The organism is Pseudomonadota bacterium (genome assembly GCA_018242545.1).
Lineage (GTDB): Bacteria > Pseudomonadota > Alphaproteobacteria > 16-39-46 > 16-39-46 > 16-39-46.
In genome coordinates, this window is record JAFEBT010000019.1 from 1 (window position 1) to 25738 (window position 25738).

The window sequence follows — 25738 nt, forward strand, 5'->3', positions numbered from 1 at the left end:
GCTTCCATTTGCAGAACATCATACTTGTTATTTTAATTTATGGAAATAGTATTAGCCTTCTATTAAAAATATTTTTAAAAAAAGCTTTAACAAAAAGCTAAATTTTGTGAATTTTTGGCTCAATGTATTCTATTTTATCATTCCTTTTAACTTCATTCATAAATCCGAGAAGCTTTTCCTTTGTCTCAAAGGATTTTACTTCTATATCAGGTCGATTAATATTTTTGATGCCTTCTAAATGATCATATTCATGTTGAAAGACCCTTGCTGCAAAACCTTCTAAGATAAGATGTTTAATCGTCTCTTCTAAAGTTTTATATGTTACAAGAATATTCGTAGGGCGCGGAACAAAAGCAATTTTATAAGGTGGGCTTCCTAAGATGGTTGAAAAACATGCTTCCCATCTTGTATTAATTTTTTCATCTAACTTTTCAAACCTGGGATTTAGAGCAGCTTCTAAATTTGTCAAAGAACGATCCCAACTATAAATAAATATCCTTTTTAAAAATCCGATCTGAGGTGCCGCAAGTCCTGCCGCAGGCATAAGAGGCGTTAATGTCTTAATAAGATGTTCCGTAATTATTTTTGCTTCTTTCAAGCCTTTTTCATTTTCTGAAATGGGTAATGCTTTTGTGCTCAAAGATTTTTTAGGATCATTATCAATTGTTATAATGTGCATATCCAGTCCTCTTTTCACATAATATGAAAGATTAAAATGAACATTTTTTATTATGTACTAAATAAATTTATAGGGATTATGTTTTTTCTATATTTTAAGTCTTTAAAAAACAAAAAACTGCTCTTAGAAGACTTGGCAGTGTCCTACTCTCCCATGCCTTAAGACATAGTACAATCGGCGCTGAAGCGTTTCACGGTCGAGTTCGGAATGGGATCGGGTGTTACATCTTCGCTATGGCCACCAAGTCGTCTAAGAACAGCTTATTGTTGTTCTTTGATTATGTAAGATTAAAGGTACTTTTTTATGTCAGAAATTTATCTCTGCACACGAATAGATATCAAGCCGATGGAGTAAATTAGTATCAGTTAGCTCCACGCCTTACAGCGCTTCCACACCTGACCTATCAACGTGGTGGTCTACCACGACTCTCATAGGGAAAACTCGTTTTGAGGAAAGTTTCCCGCTTAGATGCTTTCAGCGGTTATCTCGCCCGCACTTAGCTACCCAGCGATGCGGCTGGCGCCACAACTGGTACACCAGAGGTGCGTTCATCCCGGTCCTCTCGTACTAGGGACAAGTCCTCTCAATTTTCCTACACCCACGGCAGATAGGGACCGAACTGTCTCACGACGTTCTGAACCCAGCTCACGTACCACTTTAATTGGCGAACAGCCAAACCCTTGGGACCTTCTCCAGCCCCAGGATGTGATGAGCCGACATCGAGGTGCCAAACCTCCCCGTCGATGTGAACTCTTGGGGGAGATAAGCCTGTTATCCCCGGCGTACCTTTTATTCGTTGAGCGATGGCCCTTCCACTCGGGACCACCGGATCACTATGACCGACTTTCGTCTCTGCTCGACTTGTGAGTCTTGCAGTCAGGCAGGCTTTTGCCATTGCACTCAACAGCTGATTTCTGACCAGCTTGAGCCTACCATCGCGCGCCTCCGTTACTCTTTGGGAGGCGACCGCCCCAGTCAAACTACCCACCATGCAGGGTCCTGGATCCGGGTTACGGACCTCAGTTAGATGTCAAAGAGTGACAGGGTGGTATTTCAAGGACGCCTCCACAAGAGCTGGCGCTCCTGCTTCATAGGCTCCCACCTATCCTACACAGTCACTCCCTAACACCACTGCAAAGTTATAGTAAAGGTGCACGGGGTCTTTCCGTCTAACCGCGGGTACTCCGTATCTTCACGGAGAATCCAATTTCGCTGAGTTGATGTTGGAGACAGTGGGGAAGTCGTTACGCCATTCGTGCGGGTCGGAACTTACCCGACAAGGAATTTCGCTACCTTAGGACCGTTATAGTTACGGCCGCCGTTTACTGGGGCTTCAATTCAGAGCTTGCACTCCTCCTTTTAACCTTCCAGCACCGGGCAGGCGTCAGACCCTATACATCCTCTTACGAGTTTGCAGAGCCCTGTGTTTTTGATAAACAGTCGCCACCCCCAATTCTGTGCCACCCCCTCCTGGTTGCCCAAGAAGAGGCACCCCTTATTCCGAAGTTACGGGGTTAATTTGCCGAGTTCCTTCAACATCATTCTCTCAATCACCTAGGTATATTCTACCAGTCCACCCGTGTCGGTTTGGGGTACGGTTTATAACGCTTGAGTTATTTCCTGGAAGTCCCAGGCTGCTCGCAGAATCCAATAACCACGAACAACTTTCGGCCTTCGTCACTCTAAGCAAGCTGAGGAATATTAACCTCATTCCCATCGACTACGTCTCTCGACCTCGCCTTAGGGGCCGGCTTACCCTGCGCGGATTAACCTTGCGCAGGAACCCTTGGACTTTCGGTGGCAGAGTTTCTCACTCTGCTTTAACGCTACTTATGTCAGCATTCTCACTTCTGATACCTCCAGCGCTCCTTACGGAACACCTTCACAGGCTTACAGAACGCTCCGCTACCCCGCATCCACTGACGTAGATGCAGCCGCAGCTTCGGTGTATGGTTTTAGCCCCGTTACATTTTCGGCGCAGGACGACTTGTCTAGACTAGTGAGCTATTACGCTTTCTTTAAAGGATGGCTGCTTCTAAGCCAACCTCCTAGCTGTCTTGGTCTTCCCACATCCTTTCCCACTTAACCATAACTTGGGGACCTTAGCTGGCGGTGAGGGCTGTTTCCCTTTTGACTACGGACCTTAGCACCCATAGTCTGTCTGCCGTGCTGTACTTACCGGTATTCGGAGTTTGGTTGGGTTTGGTAAGGATCGCTCCCCCCTAGCCCATCCAGTGCTCTACCCCCGGTAGTAATACACGACGCTCTACCTAAATAGATTTCGCGGAGAACCAGCTATTTCCGAGTTTGATTAGCCTTTCACCCCTAGCCACAGGTCATCCCCATTTTTTGCAACAAACGTGGGTTCGGCCCTCCAGTACGTGTTACCGCACCTTCAGCCTGCCCATGGCTAGATCACTCGGTTTCGGGTCTCATTCATGTAACTTATCGCCCTATTCAGACTCGCTTTCGCTGCGCCTACACCTATCGGCTTAAGCTTGCTACATAAACGAACTCGCTGACCCATTATGCAAGAGGTACGCCGTCACGAACCCGAGTTGCCTCGTTTCGCTCCGACTGCTTGTAGGCGTTTGGTTTCAGGTCTATTTCATTCCCCTCATCGGGGTGCTTTTCACCTTTCCCTCACGGTACTTGTTCACTATCGGTCACTGAGGAGTACTTAGGCTTGGAGGGTGGTCCCCCCGTGTTCAGACAGGATTTCTCGTGTCCCGCCCTACTCTAGAATCTTTAAGCTTTTTACCCATACGGGGCTATCACCCACTATAGCCTGCTTTTCCAAACAGTTCTGGTTTTTACTTAAAGACTACTGGCCTGGTCCGCGTTCGCTCGCCACTACTAACGGAGTCTCATTCGATTTCCTTTCCTCTGGGTACTTAGATGTTTCAGTTCCCCAGGTTCGCTTTACATTTCTATATATTCAAAATGTAATACCGCAATGCGGTGGGTTTCCCCATTCGGACATCCACGGATCAAAGCTTGTTGACAGCTCCCCGTGGCTTTTCGCAGCCTGCCACGTCCTTCATCGCCTCTCAATGCCAAGGCATCCACCTAACGCCCTTATGCGCTTGATACCTATTTCATCGTATACAGAGATAAATCTCTGTTTGTTTTATAAATACCGTAGCTCAGTATCTATAAACGAAATTATTTTCTCTCATAATTACTTTTTTTAATGTATATGCATACATTTAAAAAAGCATTGGAGTACCTAATAATCTTACATATTTACACTATCAAAGATCGAATACCTCAAGAGCTAAAAAGCTCAGGACACAACTCATTAAAGTTGGTGTGAGGGGTTGTATATCTGATTATTTAGGAAGCGTCAACACTTTTTTCAAGGTTTTTTTATAAAAAAAACTTTTTTTGTGAAAAAATTTTTCTTAACCCCTTCTTTTATCCTCAAAAAATAATTAAAAACCATTGGATTTTCCAGAAAAAAAATTAAGGTTTCTGAAAAAAAAATCAGAAACCTTTAAGTTTGTAAATCTTTTATTAAAAGGCTTTAAGCTTTTCTTTTCTCTTTTCCTTCTAAAGGCTTTAGTTGATAAGTTTCTCCATCTTTTATAACATGCCGCTTATATAATTTTATTAAGCGGCTTTTTCCTACACGCTCGTTATTAAATACGCAGACCTCAGCTGCATCACCATACATACGCCGTGCATACAGAGTTGCATTCCTCTCAAATTGTTTGACTAAGGAAGTTTTATCATGAGAGCCCCATAAAGAAGCAATATTTAGAATTTCTTGCCTTACAAAACCAATATGATTTGGGTTTCTTAAGAATTTAGACATATAAGTTTTGGCATGTTGACCAGGCAATTCTAATCCAAAGGATGGAAGATGGGACATTATATAAGCACGCGCTCTACTTTCTGTTTCAAATTGGAAAGATTTAGAGAAATTTTCAAGTTTTTGTCTTAACAAAGGAATAAAATTTCTTTTATGAACTTGCTGCGATTTTAAATCTTTTTCAAATTTCTTACTAAACGTAACGAATAGATCCTTTAATGTACCCTCTTCTTGAGAATTTAAAAAATCTAAAATTGTTTCTTTTTTAGTATTATTTTTAATATTATTTTTCTCAAAAAAGAATAAAAGTTTTTGAAGTTGCCGCGAGAAAATCCTTATATTTAAGTTCTCTTCTACAACAATACGTTCTGCTATCGCACGGCTTGAAAGTTCAATTTTCTGCGTTCTCGCTTCCTTTATCCACAAACGAATTTTTGCAACAAGATCCAGCTCATTTGCACTCAAATATGCATCAAAAACTGAAGCTGAATGTTCTATTTCATCGTGCTTTAGAAAATCGTTAAGTATTTTATAGGCTGCTGTCCAAGTTGAAAACTTCTCTTGTGACTTTTCTTCAATATAAGCAATCAACTGAGCGGATGCCTGTTTTCCTTCCGCCCGCATATCCAGAAGTTCTTTTCTAAGTGTTTGAGAATTTTCTGCCATATATTTTTGAATTGCTGCGTTTGATTCAGGCGATTTCATTTTTTTGTGAGGAGATAAATGTTCTCTTTCGTCTTCTGAATCTTCTTCTGGAGAATCTTCATCAGAATGAGAGAACTCACTTTCTGAATCAGAGTCCTCTTCTTCCTCATCTAAATCATAATCTCTTGCCTGTGCCCCTCCAAAAGATGCAGGAGCTGCCCCTAAAAGTACGCGGCTGTCTCCATCAGATGGCTCATGGGTACGTACAGCTGCACCAGGGATATAATCTTCATCTTGTTCCATAAGATGATGCAAAAACTCAGATCTTGAGCTTTGCGGAACGGCATGATCTTTATCTCTTATTCTAACATCTTCAAGAGACTGAGTAAGATTAGGATTTCGACCTTTTTCTTCTGCCCTTTCCCTTAACGTAAAAGGAGAAGCAAAATTCGTTGATGCTCCAAGGGGATCATGGACATTTCCGTCATTAATTTCTTCCATAGGAAGAGCTGCAGCAGCTGCAGGAGTTCCAAGAGAGCTTGCAAGCTCCTCTCGAACGCCTCTCAGGTAACCCGCCAATGAAATTCTTCCAGATGGTGTATGGGAAGGCCCGTCCATAAAAGAGCTAGAACTTGGCGGTGTCCTTGGACTGGATGCTCCTGACTCTGAAAAATGAGAAGCCACAGAAGGCTGGAAATCTGCAACCCTCTGGCTTAAATGTCTCAAATCTCCTTCGGAGGCGCCTGCACTTCCTTGATGTGTCCCGGGAGCAGGATGACTTTCCCTCTCATTATCCGCAGATTCATCCTCTTCCCTTAATCCATGTCCATTATCTCCGTCACCCGCTGAAGCAGAGGCTGTTTCCAGAGTGTTTTCTTCCCCTTCTACGCTCTCTAATTCGAGAGCTTGAAGTACGGCTTCAACTTTACTGCGGATGTTTTCTCCAAAAAGACCTCCTCTCGTATGGCGTTCTCTTTCTGTGCCAGGGGCAACACCTTCCGTAAAATTTCTGGCTTCTTCAGAAGTTTTAAGAACGGGAGGTCTCAAGAAAGAAGTTCTCCTGGATGTTGTGGACTCTTTTACTGTATTATATTTTACTTTTAGATCTTCAATTTTAATTTTTATTGTATGCTCATCATATCCTTCCGGAATAAAGTTTTTAACAGTCAGTAAGTACAACTGAAAGAGCGCAAGACGTTTACTGGTGCTGTTTTTTTTAGCCTTTTCAAAAGCATTCCAAGATTCTTGAAAAAGCGGTCTTTTGTCTTCACTTTCAAGATGAAGGCCACGATCTCCAATATTTCCAAGAATAAGACCTATATAAGTCCGTGCATATCGTTGAAAAGCATGCCATTTTCTATTTATTTCTGAAGTCCCTGCTTTAAGGAGTGCTCCATCTGTTATTTCATACAATTTGCGGACAATAAAATTTCGCCAGGAGACCAAGTCTTCTCCATGAGGTTTGCACCCTTCAATTGTCAAGATCTTAGCAATACGTGTAACTGCATAAGCTTGACTTATTAAAAAAATATTTTGATTTATAGGAACATCTAGTGAACCCCAATGAGGATCATATTCTCTCCAAACGTCTTCAAGCGCCTGTATATTTGAAGCTTCTGCAAAACGCCGATACACATTAATTTCAGCAGCTCTTAACATATCTCGGTCAAAATCAATACCCCTCATTTTTATGAAAGAAAGCTTCGCAACTCCTCGAAGAGTGCTTCCATGGCGTTTTACTTCATAGTTAAAAGCACTCATCTGGGCATCTGTAAGATCAGGAAGATCTTTAACGGCAGAACTCGCCTGGACAAAAAATAAGCACATTAAAGTTAAAAGAAAAGCTCTCATTCTAAATTCCCATTTTTAATTCTATATAAATAAAATACCTAAATTTAAAAAAAATTATATTCTTATATAAAAGCCAAAGCTCTCTTTTTTCAAGAAGAATGGACATTTAATTGAAAAACCACGCTTATAAGAAAGAATTTTTTAAAGAATAGTCTATTCCATTATTAAATTTGAAAAATGCTTTAAACCTTTTTCCTTTCAAGAATAAAAACAAGGAAGACTAAAAATTAAAATAGAAAAGCCTTCTAAAAATTTTAAAGCCTAAAACTGTCCCCTAAATAAACGCGCCGAACTTCTTCATTATTAATGACATACTCAGGAACACCTTCCGTTAAAATGCTTCCATCATGCATAATATAAGCCCGATCCACAATTCCAAGTGTTTCTCGGACATTATGATCCGTAATTAAAACACCAATCCCATTATCTTTTAAGTGCGCAACGATTTCACGTATCTCACGTACAGCAATGGGGTCAATGCCAGCCAAAGGCTCATCCAATAAAATAAAATGAGGATGCGCAGCAAGCGCACGCGCTATTTCAAGCCGTCTGCGTTCCCCTCCCGAGAGAACAAGTGCATTCGCACTTCTCAAATGAACAAGAGAAAAACTCGCTAAAAGCTCTTCTAATCTGGCCTCTCTATGTTCTTCATCCGTTTCGGTGACTTCGAGAACGCCCTTAATGTTATCCTCAACACTCAACCCCCTAAAAACAGAAGACTCTTGCGGAAGGTATCCTATTCCAAGTCGTGCACGTTGATACATGGGAAGCTGTGTAATATCATGATCATCTATAATAATAGTTCCATAGTCGGGTCTTGATAAGCCCATAATCATATAAAAACAAGATGTCTTCCCAGCGCCATTGGGTCCTAATAATCCAACAGCTTCTCCCCGTTTTACATTTAAACTTACATCCCGAACAACAAGTCTTTTGCCGTAAGATTTCCCAAGGTGATTCACAAAAAGCCCAAGCTTATGATCTTCTTCCTCAGAGTTGATGACACCATTAAATTCAGACATTTTATTTCCTTTTACACATTATGGAATTTTTTTCGCAGTTGTATACAAAAGAGCCCTAACACGACCCTTGGGAACTCGGCTTCTCTCATCTTTGAGCTGGTTAGAAGAACATGTCACAAGACGACTTTTCCCTGTTTTTTCATTATATTCCCCGCAAGGCCCTTCAAAAATATTTTTACCATCAGTTATTTTTACATTCCCGATTAGATCAACAATACCTGTGAGCGCGCTATAATTTGCTTGATTTGATTCAGAAATATAGTTTTGGCTTTTAAGGACGACTCCCCCTTCTGCTTTTAGAGAATTTAAAATTAATGACTCTTGGGAATTATGAGGGTGGGCTTGGGCTGTTTTTTTAAAGTGAACACTAATCTTAGGTGCATTCATTGCATAATTCTCCGCAATGACATCAACATTCCCTAAAGCAATAACTTTTTGAGTTTTTTGATCATAAGAAAGACTTTTATGCGCTCTAACGGAACCTTTGGGAGAGGTTAGGAGAATATTATCGCCAAATACAATTAATATTTGTGTATTTATATTATATATTGCTGATGTGCCAATTATTTCTTCAGTTGAAGAAATGATATGAACATGGCCTGTTGCCATAATTTCTTGGACACTTTTTGACGCCTTATCAAGAGAAGAAGAAGATAATTTGTTTTCTTGAAATTTTACAATAAATCGATCTGCTTCAATTTTTTTATCTCCTTGAATTGCCCACGCAGATCCGACTGCTTCCGCTGTATCTTGTTTCATATCATAATTCATTTGATCTGATTCAATATGAATAGGTTCAACTTCAGAAGTACTCGCCCAACTGATCTGGACCTGACTCCCCAAAAAACACATGACCAACAGAAGAAAGGGTAAAAAGATTTGCATCTAAACGCTCCATTTTTACTGAGAAGAAGGCTTTTTAACATTTTCATAAAGAACAAGATGGGGACGTTTTTTATATGTCACAATCCCTTGATTATGATCCACGCTAAAAGCACCAGCCTTAATGACACCCTCTGGACAAAGAGAATGTACTTCTCCTCCTTCAATCTTTTTTGTTTCTAAGTTCGCATGAGCTTCATGTGTTACAACACGACAATGCGCATAATTAAGTTTTACATCTCCTTCTAGATCAAGACGTTTATTTTGATCTGTTAGAACACCGGCATTTGCTCTAATTTCTAATTTTTCACCATTGGTTAGAAGCAACTCTCCCTCAGGGTAATTTAAATCAACCTGTTCTTCAGAGGTTTGCGTCGCATACTGTGCTTTAACGTGATAGGGTTGGTTTTTTTCATCTACCCCTTCAAAATGAGGTTCTAAAATCTGCCTTTCCGTAATCTCTTTTGAAGATTCATTTTTTTTGTTTTCTTGAAGAGAACTATTCTTATGGTTGAAATAATAGGACATAAGCAGGATCAAAAAAACGGTCAGGACAACGCCTGCCAATATAAACAGTTTTAAGAGACTTAATCGTTTCTGGTGCTTTAAAGCTCTTTTAAGGGATTTTGGAGTTCTCCTCATATTAAGCCCGCCTTTAGGCAATCATGAATATTCAAAATTCCTATTGGTATTAAGGAAGGCCCCATTACAAAAACGGCCGTAATAGCTTTCGTTTGCATACGGGATAATGCTTCAACAGCTAAACTTTCCGGTAAAACAGTCTGAACATTTGATGTCATTATATCTTCAACCTTTTGCTCAAATAAATGAGGAGACATATGACGCCTTACATCACCATCCGTAATAATTCCGACCAAATGACGATGATCATTAACCACTCCAACACATCCAAATCTTTTCTCAGACATGACTAAAAGGGCTTCGTTCATGTGATACCCAATTTTTATAAGAGGAATTTCCTCTCCTTGATGCATAAGATCTGCACACGTTAACAGTTTTCTCCCGAGTGCACCCCCAGGATGAAACCGTCTAAAATCGTGCGCTGAGAACCCACGTTTTACAAGAAGCGCCACAGCTAAAGCATCCCCAATTCCCATCATCATAATCGTTGATGTTGTTGGAGCAAGTCCATTTGGACAAGCTTCTAAAACCTTTGGAAGCAAGAGTGAGACCGTCGCCGCTTTTGCCAAATCGCTTGTCATATCTTGTGTTACTGCAATTAAAGGAACACCAATTCGTCTTGTATACTCTAAAAGGTCAAGAAGTTCTCGCGTTTTACCAGAATTTGAAAGAGCAATCACGCCATCTTTAGGCGTAATCATTCCTAAATCTCCATGGCTTGCCTCCGCGGGATGCACAAAAAAAGATGGTGTTCCCGTTGATGCAAGTGTGGCCGCAATTTTACGACCCACATGTCCTGCTTTTCCCATACCGCTAACGATGATGCGTCCCTCTGTAAGACGTGAAATAATATTTACAGCTTCCACAAACGATCCATCTAAAGACTTGGAAAGTGCCAAGAGACCTTCAATTTCTTTTTGCAACACATTTTGTGCAACGTCGAGATCTTTTAATGTTGAGGTGGAAGGAGATGTCATCAATTCCCTTTCTTATTTTAATACTTTAAAATTTCATCAGCATTAAAGCCTTGAGCTTCTAAAGATGCAACTGTCGGTAAGAAGACAAAACATCCTTCCGCTAATTCAAGACGCCCCTCTCGGATCAAAAGAGTCGTTAAAGCTTCTTTCAACTTATGTAAATATAAAACATCTGTTGCAGCATAAGAAAGTTGTTCTTGCGTTAAGACTGGATTTCCCCAATCAGAAGTTTGTTGTTCTTTTGAAATTTCAAGATTTAAAAAAAACTTACATAAATTTTTAAGCCCATGTTGGTCCGTGTAAGTACGTGCAATCTTTGAAGCTATTTTTGTACAAAAAAGTGGTGCGATTGTGATATCAAGATATTTTTTTATAATCGTCACATCAAATCTTGCAAAATGAAAAATCTTTAAAACATTTGGATTCTCAAAAAGTCTTTTAAGATTAGGTGTTTTTAAAGAAGAAAAACCTTCTGGTAAAAATTGAACCAAATGACACTCTCCATTGCCTTCAGAAATTTGAATAAGACACAATCGATCTCGCTCCGTTTTAAGGCCCATTGCTTCTGTATCAACTGCAATTTCTCCTTTAAAATTTTCTGATACGAAATTAAGGTCAGACGGAAGATCATTTTGATGAAGATATATTTTCATATCAAACCTATGCGTTGCTAAGATCCAGTTCCTTAATATTTCTTGTCAGAGGTCTTATGAATGATTCAAGAAATAAAAAATCATTTAACAAGCTCCCCTTAGAAACTTTAACCTAAAATGGTGCCCAGGAGAAGACTTGAACTTCCATGAACATACGTTCACTAGAACCTGAATCTAGCGCGTCTACCAATTCCGCCACCTGGGCCAAAAATATAAAACTTGAGGTTCTTTTTGCAGCTTCTCAGGCTTTCTTGTCAAGTCTTTAGATTAAGAGTCTCCCTCTCCTTTATTAAAATTTCTTCAAAACAAAATCTTAATTGGATTTCTTATCTTAAAGGAAAGAGTTTTCAAGTACCTCACTATAAAGAAAACTTCTTTCTTTTAAATGTTAGTCGTGTGGACACACAGATCATGCGGATGTAAATGCAGCAAAGAATATATTAGCGGTAGGGCATGTCGTGTTAGTCTGTGGAGAAGAGGTAAGACCAACTCTGTTAAAAACAGAGAAGGCAGCTTCGATGAAGCAGGAACCACCTTTAAATCAGCGCGTTGCGTAAGTTTAAGGAATTTCTCTCTTTTAAGGGGGAGAAGATGTCAATTTTCGGTTTCAACAACTTGATTGTTTTCAAAAAAAGGTTTTTGCACATATTGAGGAGATGGGGAGTTATTTCCTAAAAACAAAATCCCTATAAGACCAAGAATCAGTCCTCCAATAATAAGAAAAATTCCATTTTGTTTTTTTGCTTTCAGAAAATAAGATTTTCCCCATTCAAAAGAAGACATTAAAAAATGTGTTCCCTCCTCTTCCGCTTTCAAACGTTTAAAAAAGGATTTTTGAGAAGAAGATTCTTTAAAAAGAAGACTAACATCAGTTTCAGGACTGCCTCCATGGTTAAGAATAAGATCTTTAAGTTTACCAACGATTCTTTCAATCGTTTTAATGTGTTTCCCACGCACAACAAGCGTTGTTCCTTGTCCTTCTGGCCGAAAAAAAGGATAAATGCCAATATCAAAAGTTGGATATCGTTCTTGTAACTTTTTGAGATCTTCAGCCAAGAGACTTTCTCCCAAAGTACATGAAATGCTCTGGCTAACAATAGGGGTTCCTCCTTTTAAAATAGGAAGAAGGGACATAACCATGGCTCTCATAATTCGAGGAACACCAGCTAAAACATAGATATTCTGAATAAAAAAACCTGGCGCGCTTGTAATAGGGTTATCAATCAATCGGCTCCCAAATGGAACACGTGCCATTCTCTTATGGGTTTCATTTAAACGGTCTTTATAATGTGCCTCAAGACGTTTAAGAGCTTCCTCATCTTCTATAATGGGAAGACCAAGAGCCCGTGCGACACAGTCTGTCGTAATATCATCATGCGTCGGCCCAATTCCCCCTGTTGTAAAGACATAATCATAAAGATTTTTAACTTCTTTTATATGATCAATAATTGTATTTTCTTCATCAGGAATAATTCTAACTTCTTTAAGATCAATCCCATAGCGGCTTAAAGTCTCACCAAGAAATTGGACATTAAGATCTTGCGTACGCCCAGAGAGGATTTCATTGCCAATCACAAGAAGACATGCTTTAAAAGAAACTTCAGGAAAAAGTTCTCCCTCCTGAGGGCTCACCTGAGATTTCTTTTTTTCTCGCGCTGATTCTTGCTTTTTTGAAGGAGCATTCGGCGGTGTTTCTAAAGTCATAAGATAATTTTTCCTTTATAAGGATTGAAATGTTTCACAACGTATTTGTCAACTGAAAAAATCTCTCCATGCGCTTTCTTCCTTCTCTTGAACCTGCTCATTTAATTAAACGTTATAAACGTTTCCTCGCGGATGTAATCCATTCACAAACAGGTGAAAAGCTAACCGTTCATTGTCCTAACTCAGGAAGCATGAAGGGCGTTCAAACACCCGGCACTCAAATCTGGATCCGAAATTCACTCAATCCTCAACGAAAACTAGCATATACTTGGGAAATTTCTCAAGAAAATAAACAACTTGTCGGTGTTAATACCCATCTTCCTAATCTTTTGGTTAAAGACGCCCTCCTTAATAAAGAACTCGAGATTTTTATTCCTTATACCTCTTTTAAGACAGAAGTTCCCTGCGGTAAAAACTCAAGAATTGACTTTTTACTAACAAACTTTAAAGACCCCCCCTGTTATGTCGAAGTTAAAAATGTCCATCTTAATCTAAATGGTAAGGCAGCCTTTCCAGATGCGGTTACAACCCGTGGGACAAAACATCTTCTTGAACTTATCGCTCTTAAAGAACAAGGATATCGCGCAATTATGCTGTATATTGTGCAAAGATCAGACCTTGGTTGTTTTACAGTTGCAGAAGAAATCGATCCTGTTTATGCTGTCACCTTAAAAAGAGCTTTACATTTAGGTGTTGAAGCTTTTTGTTATAGATGCAACGTTAGTACCGAAGGAATTTCCCTAGGGTCTTCTCTTCCTTTTAACCTCTAATTTTGAGATTATATGCCATGAGAACAAACAATGCTTCTTCTTTTACACCCCTAGATCCGAAACATGCTCAAATGCCTTCCAAACAAACTCTTTTAAATAAAATCACAGACAGTTATCTAAAAAAAGATTTTAGATATTGGCAATGGCGTATTCTTTTTTCTCTTATTTTTGGATATGCAGCTTTTTATCTCGTCAGACAAAACCTACCCATCGCTATGACAGCTTTAACTGCAGAATTTGGATATACAAAGACTGAACTCGGTTGGATTTCAACAAGCTTTGCCATCGTTTATGGCGTTGGAAAAGCCGTAAGCGGAACCTTTAGCGATCGATCAAATGCACGATATTTCATGTCTATTGGTCTTTTTCTTTCAGGATGTGCTTGTTTTTTCATGGGATTTATCTCGAGCTTCTATCCTTTTATCATTCTTTGGACATTAAATGCTTGTTTCCAATCCATGGGGTCCCCCCCTTGTCAACGTCTTTTAACACATTGGTTCCCCCCAAACCAACTTGGAACACGATGGGCAATATGGAATTCTTCTCACCAAATCGGGACCGCTGTCATTACCGTTGTTGCAGGAGCCTATCTCTTGGAACAATTTGGATGGCGCTCTGTCTTTTTTGTACCAGCCGTTATGGTTATGATTTTTGCTTTTATTCTCTTTCAAGGATTACGTGACACGCCAGAATCTCTTGGTTTCTCTTCCATTGAAGAACACACCGCCCGCAAAAACAATGAGACTCTTCCGCCCGAAACAGAGGAAAGCAAACTTTCTTTTAAAGAAATTTTTATTACGCGGGTCTTAAAGAATCATCTGGTCTGGTATATGTGTTGGGCCAACCTCTTTTTTTATATTGTCCGATTTGGACTCTTAATATGGGCGCCTACTTTCTTAACAGAAAATAAAGGAAGCTCGCTTGCAAAAGCAAGCTGGGATGTCGCGGGATTTGATATTGCTGCAATTTTTGGAGGAATTATGGCCGGATATCTCTCAGATAAAGTATTTGGAGGAAGACGCGGCCCTGTGGGTGTTATTTTTATGATCATTTTAATGATGCTTCTTCTTTATCTTTGGCAAATTCCAACAGGCTCAAGCTTTTTAAATGCTTTTGTGATGTTTGCAATTGGATTCTTTGTCAGTGGCCCTCAAATTCTACAAGGGGTTGCAGCCGCTGATTTTGCTTCCAAAAAAGCCGCTGGAGCTGCGAATGGCCTTACCGGGACCTTTGGGTATCTTGGTGCAGCTTTTTCAGGTGTTGGAGTCGGTAAAATTGTAGATATTTGGGGTTGGAATACAGCCTTTATTATCTTTGCGGCTTCTGCTTTCATAAGTGCTTTCTTTTTTGCGCTTACATGGAACCATAAAGCAACTTCATCACACTCTCGAAAAAAATTAAATGCTTAAAGAAAAGGATATCGCTTAGAGCGTGTTCAATTTTTCATAATAAAGATATGATTTCTATGAAAAATAGAATAAACTTTTAATTAAGGGAAGAAGATCAGGCTACCCTTTCAGTTCTCTAAAAGATAAGGAAATGTTTATGTCATCCTCACCCTTTCAATCAGATAAAGCGCTTTTTATAAAATCATGGGATTCTACGCCCTTCCGAACGGATCCCTATGATCATTTGATTGTGAAGAATTTTTTTGACGCTTCTCTTGTTTCTGATGTTGTTGAAATTCCTGTTCAAGAATATGATTTAGCCTATGTTAAGGGAACACGTGAGGAATTTAATCCCACAAGACAATATTTTACCCCCTCGTTTATTTCTCAATTTGACGCAGCTCAACGTGTTGCGGATATTTTTCGGTCTTCGGAGGTTATCTCTGCCATTGAAAAAAAAGGGAATATTTCTTTAAAAGACTCTCTTCTTCGCATTGAATATGCCATTGATAAAGACAAATTTTGGCTCACGCCTCATACAGATCTTGGTGTTAAACTTTTTACTTTTCTTATTTATCTGTCAAAAGAGGAAGATGCTTCTGGATGGGGCACCGATATTTATTATGATGCCGAGACGCATCATTCCACTGTTCCTTATGAAAGTAATACAGGTTTGAGTTTCTTTCCTTCCGACAAAACATGGCATGGATTTGAGCCTCGTCCAATAAAAGGAATACGCAAAACTCTTATTGTTAATTATGTAACGCAAGAGTGGCGAAACCGTCATGAACTTGTCCATCCGACAGAACCGATGTACTGATTGTATCATCAACAGTGACTTTCTGAGATATTGTGAAATATAGAATGAATTTCCGTTTAAAAATCTTTATCTTAACAATTGCTCTTTGTTTCTTTGCGGAAAAGAGCTTTTGCATGGATGATTTTTTCGAAAAGGCAAAAGGAGCTTTTGGAACTGCTCAGCGCGCGTTTAGGAGATGGACGTCTGAACCAGAATTAAGAACCCATAATGCTCTTTATTTTGAGGAAAACTCCGATGGATACACACACGTTTCTACAAAAACAGACAGAAGAGCTTCTGCTTCTTCCTCTCCTCAGCACATGATGCCTCTTTCAAGCACGCACCCTCAATCCTACCATTCTAGGGGAGGGGAATCTTCTTACCGTCCCCCTTCTGTAAGACCTTCTCCCTATACCTCCCATGAAAATCTTTCTTTTCCTGCGCAAAAAGGTGCCTCTGCTTCTCCCCGGGGCATGAGTTCTCAAAGGTCATCTGCTCATCCTCCTGCCTTTTTAGGAGAAAGAGATTCCGCAAGCTCTATCCCTGCTGCCGCGAGGGCCATGGGGCCATCTCCTTCTCATTCAAGCTCCATCCCTTCTTCTCCCTTTCCTCAAGACCCTTATTTTTCCCCGTCTCAAGGAGACCAAGCACACTCTAGCAAAGAAAGAACCTCTCCTAAGGTGTCTCCATCACCAACCGCACCCCGAGATTCTGACGCAAGACGATCTCTTTTGTTCCAAGGAAAAGATTTTGATGCCAGGGTGCCTCCTGCACCTTCCCTCCCACAAACTTCTCAAATTCTTCCAAATGCTTTAGAGGATCCGTTTAAACTTTGGACATTTAGTCGGGAGGAGCTGGGACTCCTTACAGATACTCTCCCATCCTACCAGAGAGATATTCATGCCAACCTCCCCACAGCCCATGAATGGATTTTAAAACTTATCCCTACTGAAAAAGATACAGCCACAGCAGGCGCAGAATTTGATAATTTATGCGCTGATATAATAAAAATTAAAAGAAACATACAAGGAAAAGAGAAGAAGAGATTAACTTTTGAAGTTCTCATCAATAGAAACCGCACGTATGCTCTTCTTTATTCTCTATTTTCTTTTCAATATATGGCATGGATGGGTAAAGATGGAGTGCCGGTTACCCAAAGCTATAAAAATGTTGTACATACCATTTGGAAAACCCTTACAATAGATCGAGGTATTTCTCTCTCATCAAAATGGTCTATTTTAAATTATTTGCGCTTCTTAGCAGAGTCAACTTCAATTCATGCTCCTTTTAAGTCCGTTTCTGATTCTATTTTTAGAAATTCGCATGACTGTCCCTCTTCTAACCAACCCATGGTCTCCTCTTTTTATTTGGCCAGGAAGCCCCACTCTCTAGAAATTGACTTAACAATTATAAAAAGATGTTTGCGTCGAGAGGATGACGCGTTTCAAAGCCGTTTCTACTTATGTAGGTCAAAATTTAGAGACTTAGTTGAGGACACAAAAAGTCGGCACGCCTTTTTTAATAATCTTGCTTATTTCCAAAAAAATTCTATGGGAGAGTTTTCCGATGAATTCCAGTCTACTTACCTTTATCTCTATGCTCTTGTTAACTATGAAACTTTTCATTTAACAAACGCCCTTGATCGTGCCTCAAATAAATTGCAGAATGACCTACTTTTGCAATTATATAACCTTTATAAATCCTCCCATGATTTTCTCTGTGATTTTTATATCAGCCTCCTTTTATTACAACAACGTGAATTCCCGTCACATACAATTCATACCCTTTTTGATCACATACGTTCTTTAATGGATTCAAAAAAAGAAGATATGGCCAGAGCCTCTCATTCATCAAAAGCTTCTCCCGCCACAAAAACTGGATCTCTTAGACCAAGAAGCCAGAGCTTAGATCTGTCAGCGAAAAAAGGAGAGGGAGATTCCTAATGCCCGCGTCTTCAACAAGTCTCCCTTCTTTTTGGCTCTTAAAATCAGAACCTGAAACATGGTCCTGGGAGGATCAAAAAACGCAAAAAACAACAGCTTGGGATGGTGTCCGAAATTATCAAGCTGCTGGAAATATGAAAAAAATGCGCGTTGGTGATTTGGCTTTTTTTTACCATTCGGGGTCCGAACGCAAAATTGTTGGAATTGTTCGTATTACAAAACCCTATTATCCAGACCCTACCGATTTAAGTCACCGATTTGGGATGGTCGATGTTACCTTTGAAAAAACATTGAATGATCCAATTCCCCTTGCACGCATTAAAAGCGAAACATGTCTTGAGCATCTTGCTCTTGTTCGGCAAAGCCGTCTTTCCGTCATGCCCATTGACGAAAATTCATGGAAATATTTGTGTATGTTAGGGAAAACAAGTGCTCCTTAACCACAATTTTATAAAGAGGAGTTTCATCTGTATCCTTTTTAAAGAAAAAAATGTTTTCTCCTTGAAACATTTGTTTTTGACAAGATAAAATTAAAAAATATACGTCTTATTTTTTTTTGCGCAAGGAGAGATTATGGATTTAGAGTGTGCCGAGTTTGTTGATAATCCAGAATCACGCTGTCCTGTTGTTCTTATTCTAGACACGTCAGAGTCCATGCAAGGACAACCCATATCTGAATTAAATGCGGGCCTTGCAGCTTTTAAATACTATGTGGAAGAAGATCCACTTGCCGCTCTTCGCGTCGAGATAGCCCTTGTAACTTTTGGAGGAGAAGCGAAAGTCCTCCAAGATTTTAGAACCATTGATCAATTCACAGCTCCAGAATTGAAAGCTCAAGGAAATAGCCCATTAGGAGGGGCATTAACGCTTTCTTTATCTCTCTTAGAACAGCGCAAGAAAATCTATAAACGCCAAGGTATCTCCTATTATCGACCTTGGCTTTTTCTGATTACTGACGGTGCCCCTACAGATGGGATGATTTGGTATGAAAGTGCTCACATGGCCCAACAAGCTGATAAAGCAGGAAAACTCAGCCTTTATACCATAGCCGTCAAAGGTGCCGATATGCGTATTTTAACACAAATTGCTCCGTCTTATCGTCCTCCTTTTCTTTTGAAAGATTTAAAATTTCAAGAGATGTTTCAATGGCTTTCCGCCTCTATTCGATGTGTTTCCACAACAGCTTCCCCCGAGCATCATATGCTTGCCCTTCCCGCAATCACCAGTTGGGCAGAAAATTCTTCATAATGTCTCTTTCTCCACCCTTTCCCATCGCTCTTGCACGCGTCAAAGGTCTTATTCATCGAAAAAACATGGACCCTTGCCAAGATTTTGCAGCTTGGACATACCATGCTGCACCTTCTCCATCTTTCGTTGTTGCTTTAGCAGATGGTGCAGGAGGCTCAAAATTCTCAGAGGAAGGAGCCTACTTAAGTGTTCAAAAAACACTTCTTTTCTTTAGAAATCTTTTAAAAACGCCTTTGTTTTTCTCAAGCGACGCCTTAAAACCTATAGGACAATCCTTGGTTTATGAAATCCAAACACTTTTAAAATTGAAAGCACATTTAAAAAAACAACCCCTTGAAGCCTTTGCAACAACCCTTCTTGTTTTCATTGCAACGTCCCAAGGATATGCCTTTTTTCAAATAGGAGATGGCTTTGGTGTTATTCGTCATTCCTCAGATTCTGATTATTCCCTTCTTCTTTCTCCTCAAAAAGGACAACATACAAATGAGACAAATTTTATTACTTCTCCAAATGCCTCAGATCAGTTAAGATTTTGTTTTGAAGAAAGCCTGCCCACTTTTTTGGCACTCTCAACAGATGGAATTGAAAGCGTTGCCCTAAAAAATGCTTCCTTTATGCCCTATTTACCTTTTTTTAAACCTCTCGAGTCTTTTATTACTTCGGAAAAAGAAAAGCCTTCTGAAAAACTTTTTACTTTTCTTTCATCCTCCCGATTTGATCAACGCTCCTTTGATGATCGTACATTGTTTTTAGCTTCTTTTGTTCCAAACACTTTCTCATCTCTATAATCTTATGACATCTGATATATTTTTTTTTCGCGATCAAAATAAAGAAATGATTCCAACGGGCCTGAGACGTTCGGATGGAACCCCAATTTCTCTTCAAAGAAAACTTAATAAGAGCGGAGAAGGAAGCATATATACCACAGAAGATCCAAGATATTTTGCTAAAATTTATCATGATCCCTCTTTTGAAAAAGCTAAAAAATTAGATGTCATGTTGTCTTCTCCCCCCTCTGATCCAACGACTTCTCAGGGACATATTTCCATTGCATGGCCTGTGGATATTCTTTTGAATAAACAAGGAGCCGTTCAAGGGTTTTTAATGCCTAAAATACGAGGAGGAATGCATCTGACGCATGTGTATAACCCCCGTCTCAGACGCCAAAAAGCACCCGGTTTTAATTGGTATTACCTCCATACAACAGCTTTAAATGTAGCTTGGATTTTAAAAGCACTTCATGATAAAAATTTTATTGTTGGAGATTTAAAACCTGAAAATTTCCTTGTTAACAATAAGGCTTTGGTAACGATTATAGACACCGATTCCTTCCAAATTTATGATAAAAAAAACCAATCTTTATTTTTGTCGCCCGTTGGATCAGAGGGATTTACGCCCCCCGAACTCATTGGTAAGAATTTAAATCTTGAGACACGCTCTGAAATTCATGACCGCTTCGGGCTTTCTGTTTTAATCTATTTTCTTTTATTTGGTGTTCATCCTTTTTCTGGAATTTGGAAGGGCGATGGAGAACCGCCTTCTCTTGATATGCGAATTTTTCAAGGACAATCTTCTTTTTCATCTTCTCTTTTGCAAGAAAGCCCCCTTGCACCTCCCCTTTCCATTCTTCCACAATTTTTAAAAGATGCTTTTAAACAAACCTTTGATAAAGGCCATTTCACACCTTCTTTAAGACTTTCTGCTCAAGAGTGGATAACGCTTCTTAAAAAATCTCTTTCCCTCCTTGAAACGTGTCCTGTGCATTTAAGTCATTTCTATTATCCTTCTCAAGGCCCTTGCCCATGGTGTTTACATCTTTTAAAAACAAATGTTGATCTGTTTCTTCCCAACGAGAATCAAGACAAAAGCAATGCTTTTCTTATTGCCAAACAATTTGAATCTTTTCTAAAAAATGGAAACATTTTAAAAGCTGAAAAAATCCTACTCCTGTTAAAAACAAATTGTGACCCTGCGCTTCTTAAGCATTATGAAAATATGCTCAAAGAAACAGCAGATATGATGCAAATTTTTGAAAAATTTTCAGATCTTCTTAAAAAAGGCAACTCAAAAGAACAAGAATTTCTTGAACTTTGGGAAAAATTTCCCTTTAAAAATCATTCATTAATCCATAAATCGCTTCCTTCTTTTGAAAACACTTCCCTTTATGAGTGTGTTCAAAAAATTCAGCGTCGACAAACACTTTTAAAAGAAATAAACCTCCTTTTAAAAGAAGCTGAACTCTCTCATTTATCTCCCCTTTCTTATTTTGATGATCTGTTACGTCTTTATGACAAAGAGCTTTTTGAGAAAGATGAACATACCTCTTCTCCTTTTCTCTTTCCTCTTATGACTCAAGCTCAAGAAGCTTTTAAAACGTATTCTCTTTTAAAATCAGCACTTTTAAACCATAAAGTTCAAGAGGTCCTGCTTCTTTGGCAACCTTTTTTTGATCTTCGCCTCAAGCGGGATGGACTTTTTCAGCCTTTTCAACTTCTTCTTCAAAAATATTTTGATCCTTTTCTTGAAGAGTCCTTTTTTAAAGCCATCCGCATTCAAAAAAAAGAAGGGATTCTCCTTTATCTTCAGTTTGGTTCTCTTCCTTCTTCTCTTAAAAGCTTAACCCCCCATTTAACATATGGACTTCTTTTTTCTTTTTCAAAAGACTTTAAGATGCCTTTATTTATCTCTCAAAACAGACTTCATCTTCTTAGAAATACAGCTTTTATCCCTTTTCCAAGGAGTTTATCTCCCTTTTCTCCCCTTTATATAAAACCAGCTCTTGTTTTAGGACATGTTTTTTTTACACATAAAAATATCATCTCTCTTGACTATAACGCTCCTCCCCAAGAGATCTTTTTAACATCTTCTTTCCCGAAATCTTCTTTTTTTAAACCTTGGGAAAAAAAACCTGAGCCTGCTGCCCTAAAAATACGTCTTTTTTCAGCTCATACAATAAATCTTCCTTCTCTTATCATTAAAGGAGGTGTCTCACGTCGGGCACTCCTTTGTGACACGGAACCGGATGCCTTTGTTCTTGGAGAAACGTCTCCTTGCTGCTTAAAAGAAAACATACCTCTTGAATTTGAAATTCCCCTCAAAGATGAAATTCCAAAAAACCTTTTAAATAAACTTCAAATCTCTTTGGAGCCAAAAGAAAAAAAAGATTCTCTCTCTTTTTTCTTTTCTTAAAAAGCACATTATAATTTTCATACTTAAGAATATTTTCTTTCTCCGTTGCTTGTTATTTATTAAAATTAAGGACAGATAGAAGAGGCCTTATATCTGTCCTTTAATTAATAAATTCTTTAAAAATCTATGTGCCATTTTTTTGGTATCAGCCTAAATATTGACGCAAATAACTTGCTCAATTAAGCTCTGATTTTAAAAATGTTTGTCTGAGGTATCGCATTAAAAATATGAACGAAGAATTCGTTGTAAAAAATTGTAAGCTTTATGGAAATAGTCCTTACAAAATTGCCTTAATCCATGGAGGGCCAGGAGGCGCAGGCGAGATGGCAGACATCGCACGCCATCTTTCTTGCACTATGAGTGTTATGGAACCTTTTCAAACAGCGTTATCTGTTCAAGGACAAGTTGATGAATTAAAAGACATCCTTTCATCTGCCTTATCCATAACTTTATTGGGATATTCTTGGGGAGCCATGCTTTCTCTCTTGATCGCATCTCAAAATCCTCGGATGTTTAAGAAACTCATTTTGGTGGGATGCCCGCCCCTGGGACAAAAATTTGCTGAAGAAACACCAAAGACGCGTCAGATGAGGTTGAGCCCAGAGGATCAAATAGAGATTTCTAAAATTAAAAATAAAATTTCAACCACCAATCAGAAAGAAAGAAAAAAACTCTTCTTGGAACTCAAGAAATTATTTGAAAAAGTCGATAGCTATAACCTCGATACATCTCTTTCTGAACCACACATCGATTTTCGTCTTGATATTTACGAACATGTTTGGTCAGAGGCAGAAAAATTAAGAAAAGAGGGATCTTTTCTAACATGCCTCTCTTCCATTTCATGTCCTGTTGTCTTTATACATGGAGACTATGACCCACACCCATGCGCAGCGGTTTGGGAAGCCGTATCTTTCATTAAGAATGCACATGTTGTGATTCTGAAAAATTGTGGACATACGCCGTGGGTAGAAATAGAAGCTAAAAATGAATTTTATGAACTCTTAAAGAAAGAACTCGAATAAGGAATTTATTTAAAATCAAGTTTTTCTTTCTTCTTGAAGAATAAGGTGCTAAGCAAGTTATTGTTTAACTTAAAAACCTAGGCGAAATATGAATGATTTTTCTTAAGAGATAAAAATTTTATCTATTTTTTATAAAAAATATCATGAATATGTGTTATATTAATATCGTATGGATCGGTTTATGCCGCTGAATGAAAGTTTTTGAAGAAAAACAAATGTTTTGATGCTGTATAACTGTAAAATAAACAGGAAACTTTTTTCAATTCATACCCCTTTGTTGAAAACCATAAAAAGTTTTCTAAACCATTCATAAAATTGAAGCTTTCCAAAAGCTTTTTAAGGATTAGCGATGAATAATTTTCTGGAGTTCGGACTCCCACAACCTCTTCTTCATTCTTTGAAAAGAATGAATTATACAACACCAACTCCGATTCAAGCCCAAGCTATTCCTGTTGCGCTAACAGGAAAAGACATTTTAGGCTCTGCTCAAACGGGTACAGGAAAAACCGCAGCTTTCATTATTCCTCTTATTGCACGTCTTTTAGCTTCTTCCCATGAGACAGCTCTCATTCTCACCCCAACACGTGAATTAGCGACACAAGTAAAAAATGCTCTTAATGCCCTTCTAGGGCCTGGATCTCATATCAAAACAGTTCTTATTATTGGCGGAGATCCCATTACAAAGCAAATTCAACAATTAAAAGCTCATCCCAGAATATTTGTTGGCACACCCGGTCGAATCAATGATCATCTTATACGCGGAACTCTAAAACTAAAAGACACACATTTCTTAGTTCTTGATGAAACAGATCGAATGCTTGATATGGGCTTTGGCATTCAAATTGATAAAATTGTTAAATATCTCCCGAAAGATCGCCAAACACTCATGTTTTCAGCAACAATGCCCCCCAATATCATAAAGCTTTCTGAAAAATATCTAACCTCACCTGAACGCATTTCCATTGGCTCAACCACAGCGCCGGCTTCAAAAATTAAGCAAGAAATTATCCACACTTCCGAATCTGAAAAGTATGGGAAACTTCTCTCTCAATTAACCAGTCGGACAGGTTCTATTATTGTTTTTGTTAAAACAAAATGGGGTGCTGAAAAACTTGCTGGAAAATTAGAAGAATTCCATAGCGTCGGAACCATTCATGGAGATCTAAGACAACATAAGCGTGATAAAGTTATTCAAGCCTTTCGGAATCAAAAACACCGTATTATGGTTGCAACGGATATTGCATCCAGAGGTCTTGATATTCCTCACATTGAACATGTCATTAATTACGATCTTCCTCAATGCCCTGAAGATTACATTCATCGCATTGGCCGAACTGGACGCGCGGGTGCCGAAGGTGAAGCTGTTAATTTTATAACCCCACAAGATGGTAAAAAATGGAAAGCGATCCATCATTTAATGCATCCTGACAAAAAATTTGAAGAGCCCAAATCTCTTGAGAAATCAGGTCAAAAAAAACGTCTTTTTTCCTCTAAAAAACCTTTTCAATTTAAGAAAAAAGAAAGCCATAAAAAAATCTTTAAAAAACGTAAACCCTCTTAAGATGGCCTGATTTCTAGGAATAAAGAGCTGTCAGAAAAGATGCGTCTTATTTTTTACAGATGTTCTTTATAAGAAACTTCAACGTCTTTTCCTCTAAAAGCAAGACCCATTAAGATAATTTTTTTAACATTCGTATACCCTCTAATTTTAGAGGCATACCCTTTTATTTCTGTTTGATCTAATGCAGCTTTTGAAACTTCCTTTAAATTCTCATTTTGATTTGCAATTTTATATTCTAAGACAAAAGCAATAGAATAGGCAGCTGTTTCTTTTGGAATGATGAGAAGATCCGCACGACCAGCTCCTGTTTCCCGTTCTTTTTCAACAAAATAATCTTGATTCATACTGCTTGCAAAAAGACCCCACATAAATCCATTATAAAGAAGCTCTGCTTGTTTTCCCGAATCAAAGTAACTGGCAGAAACTTCCAAATATGATTTAAGAGTCGCCATAAATTTGGAAACATCTCCTGAAAGAAGATCTCCGACAAAAGCTTTGTATTCTCTGGAATCTGCTTTAAACTTACTTTCGATCCATTGAATAACAGATGTCATAAAAACACCTCTGACTTCTCGATTGGGAATTTTAACCTGGCAGATATACGTAACGCCATCCAAAGCTTGTTTTACCTTTTCAGCTGTAATATACCCAGAAAAGAGCAAAAGATTATAAAGTGCATTTGGAAAGGATTTGATGTCTTCAAATACCATCTTAGGATCCGCAATCATCTCAATGCTCTCACCCTCAACAAGCCGTTGCATTTCTTCTTGAAATTTATCCAAAACAAGCGCCCGTTCAATAAGGGCCGTGCTTGCGGTACCAACCCAATATGCTTTAAATTCCCCTTCATTATAAATACAATTCATAATGGACCATGGATTATAAATCGTCACTCCTCCAATATTGTATCCATTATACCAAGATTTAAGTTCAGTTGATGTTTTTGCCT

Annotated in this window: 19 protein-coding genes, 1 tRNA gene and 2 rRNA genes; 10 read left to right on the top strand and 12 right to left on the bottom strand. The window is 38.8% G+C overall.

Annotation, left to right across the window (positions count from 1 at the left end; genetic code table 11):
* Positions 1–97: 97 nt before the first annotated feature.
* The 11 genes from JSS34_03830 to JSS34_03880 all read right to left on the bottom strand — a co-directional run bounded on the left by JSS34_03830 (position 98) and on the right by JSS34_03880 (position 12869).
* Positions 98–679: a peptide deformylase gene (locus JSS34_03830; protein ID MBS0185462.1), complete on the bottom strand. Its 582-nt coding sequence runs from the start codon at positions 677–679 to the stop codon at positions 98–100.
* A gap of 130 nt (positions 680–809) precedes the next feature.
* A 5S ribosomal RNA gene (gene rrf / locus JSS34_03835) occupies positions 810–924 on the bottom strand.
* Positions 925–1012: 88 nt separating this feature from the next.
* Positions 1013–3771, bottom strand: a 23S ribosomal RNA gene (locus JSS34_03840).
* A 434-nt stretch (positions 3772–4205) separates the two neighbouring features.
* Positions 4206–6989, bottom strand: a complete 2784-nt coding sequence (locus JSS34_03845; GenBank protein MBS0185463.1) for a hypothetical protein — start codon at positions 6987–6989, stop codon at positions 4206–4208.
* 254 nt (positions 6990–7243) lie between these two features.
* Positions 7244–8011 (bottom strand): LPS export ABC transporter ATP-binding protein, encoded by a 768-nt coding sequence (lptB, locus tag JSS34_03850; protein ID MBS0185464.1) that lies wholly within the window; start codon positions 8009–8011, stop codon positions 7244–7246.
* An 18-nt stretch (positions 8012–8029) separates the two neighbouring features.
* Complete coding sequence (locus tag JSS34_03855) at positions 8030–8896, bottom strand: hypothetical protein (GenBank protein ID MBS0185465.1); 867 nt, start codon at positions 8894–8896, stop codon at positions 8030–8032.
* A gap of 15 nt (positions 8897–8911) precedes the next feature.
* Complete coding sequence (lptC, locus tag JSS34_03860; protein ID MBS0185466.1) at positions 8912–9535, bottom strand: LPS export ABC transporter periplasmic protein LptC; 624 nt, start codon at positions 9533–9535, stop codon at positions 8912–8914.
* Positions 9532–10512 carry a KpsF/GutQ family sugar-phosphate isomerase gene (locus JSS34_03865; protein ID MBS0185467.1) on the bottom strand — a complete coding sequence of 327 codons (981 nt, stop codon included), beginning with the start codon at positions 10510–10512 and terminating at the stop codon, positions 9532–9534. Before JSS34_03865 ends, lptC begins: the two co-directional genes overlap by 4 nt.
* A 17-nt stretch (positions 10513–10529) precedes the next feature.
* On the bottom strand, positions 10530–11165 hold the full coding sequence (locus JSS34_03870; GenBank protein ID MBS0185468.1) for a ribonuclease D: 636 nt from the start codon (positions 11163–11165) through the stop codon (positions 10530–10532).
* A 118-nt stretch (positions 11166–11283) separates the two neighbouring features.
* Positions 11284–11370 (bottom strand) — tRNA-Leu (locus JSS34_03875).
* Between the two features lie 389 nt (positions 11371–11759).
* Positions 11760–12869, bottom strand: coding sequence for a competence/damage-inducible protein A (locus tag JSS34_03880; protein ID MBS0185469.1), 1110 nt, complete (start codon positions 12867–12869; stop codon positions 11760–11762).
* 68 nt (positions 12870–12937) lie between these two features.
* Here JSS34_03880 and sfsA point away from each other — a divergent pair, with 68 nt between their 5' ends.
* The 10 genes from sfsA (at position 12938) to JSS34_03930 (ending at position 24789) form a co-directional block, all read left to right on the top strand.
* Positions 12938–13639: a DNA/RNA nuclease SfsA gene (gene sfsA, locus JSS34_03885; GenBank protein MBS0185470.1), complete on the top strand. Its 702-nt coding sequence runs from the start codon at positions 12938–12940 to the stop codon at positions 13637–13639.
* Between the two features lie 17 nt (positions 13640–13656).
* A complete protein-coding gene (locus tag JSS34_03890) occupies positions 13657–15048 on the top strand; it encodes an MFS transporter (GenBank protein MBS0185471.1) in 1392 nt (463 codons plus the stop codon).
* Between the two features lie 136 nt (positions 15049–15184).
* The gene (locus tag JSS34_03895; protein ID MBS0185472.1) at positions 15185–15847 is read left to right on the top strand and encodes a 2OG-Fe(II) oxygenase; all 663 of its coding nucleotides are present in this window, start codon (positions 15185–15187) and stop codon (positions 15845–15847) included.
* Positions 15848–15960: 113 nt separating this feature from the next.
* Entirely contained in the window at positions 15961–17769 is a 1809-nt protein-coding gene (locus JSS34_03900; protein MBS0185473.1) for a hypothetical protein, read from the top strand.
* Positions 17769–18209 (top strand): EVE domain-containing protein, encoded by a 441-nt coding sequence (locus JSS34_03905; GenBank protein MBS0185474.1) that lies wholly within the window; start codon positions 17769–17771, stop codon positions 18207–18209. Before JSS34_03900 ends, JSS34_03905 begins: the two co-directional genes overlap by 1 nt.
* A gap of 133 nt (positions 18210–18342) precedes the next feature.
* The gene (locus JSS34_03910; protein MBS0185475.1) at positions 18343–19017 is read left to right on the top strand and encodes a VWA domain-containing protein; all 675 of its coding nucleotides are present in this window, start codon (positions 18343–18345) and stop codon (positions 19015–19017) included.
* Positions 19017–19805 (top strand): protein phosphatase 2C domain-containing protein, encoded by a 789-nt coding sequence (locus tag JSS34_03915; protein MBS0185476.1) that lies wholly within the window; start codon positions 19017–19019, stop codon positions 19803–19805. The genes JSS34_03910 and JSS34_03915 overlap by 1 nt, the downstream gene beginning before the upstream one ends.
* A gap of 46 nt (positions 19806–19851) precedes the next feature.
* Positions 19852–22206, top strand: a complete 2355-nt coding sequence (locus JSS34_03920; protein ID MBS0185477.1) for a hypothetical protein — start codon at positions 19852–19854, stop codon at positions 22204–22206.
* Between the two features lie 227 nt (positions 22207–22433).
* The gene (locus JSS34_03925) at positions 22434–23228 is read left to right on the top strand and encodes an alpha/beta hydrolase (protein ID MBS0185478.1); all 795 of its coding nucleotides are present in this window, start codon (positions 22434–22436) and stop codon (positions 23226–23228) included.
* A gap of 349 nt (positions 23229–23577) precedes the next feature.
* Positions 23578–24789 carry a DEAD/DEAH box helicase gene (locus JSS34_03930; GenBank protein MBS0185479.1) on the top strand — a complete coding sequence of 404 codons (1212 nt, stop codon included), beginning with the start codon at positions 23578–23580 and terminating at the stop codon, positions 24787–24789.
* Positions 24790–24842: 53 nt separating this feature from the next.
* Here JSS34_03930 and JSS34_03935 read toward each other — a convergent pair.
* On the bottom strand, positions 24843–25738 hold an 896-nt coding region (locus JSS34_03935), incomplete at its 5' end, for a PD-(D/E)XK nuclease domain-containing protein (protein MBS0185480.1).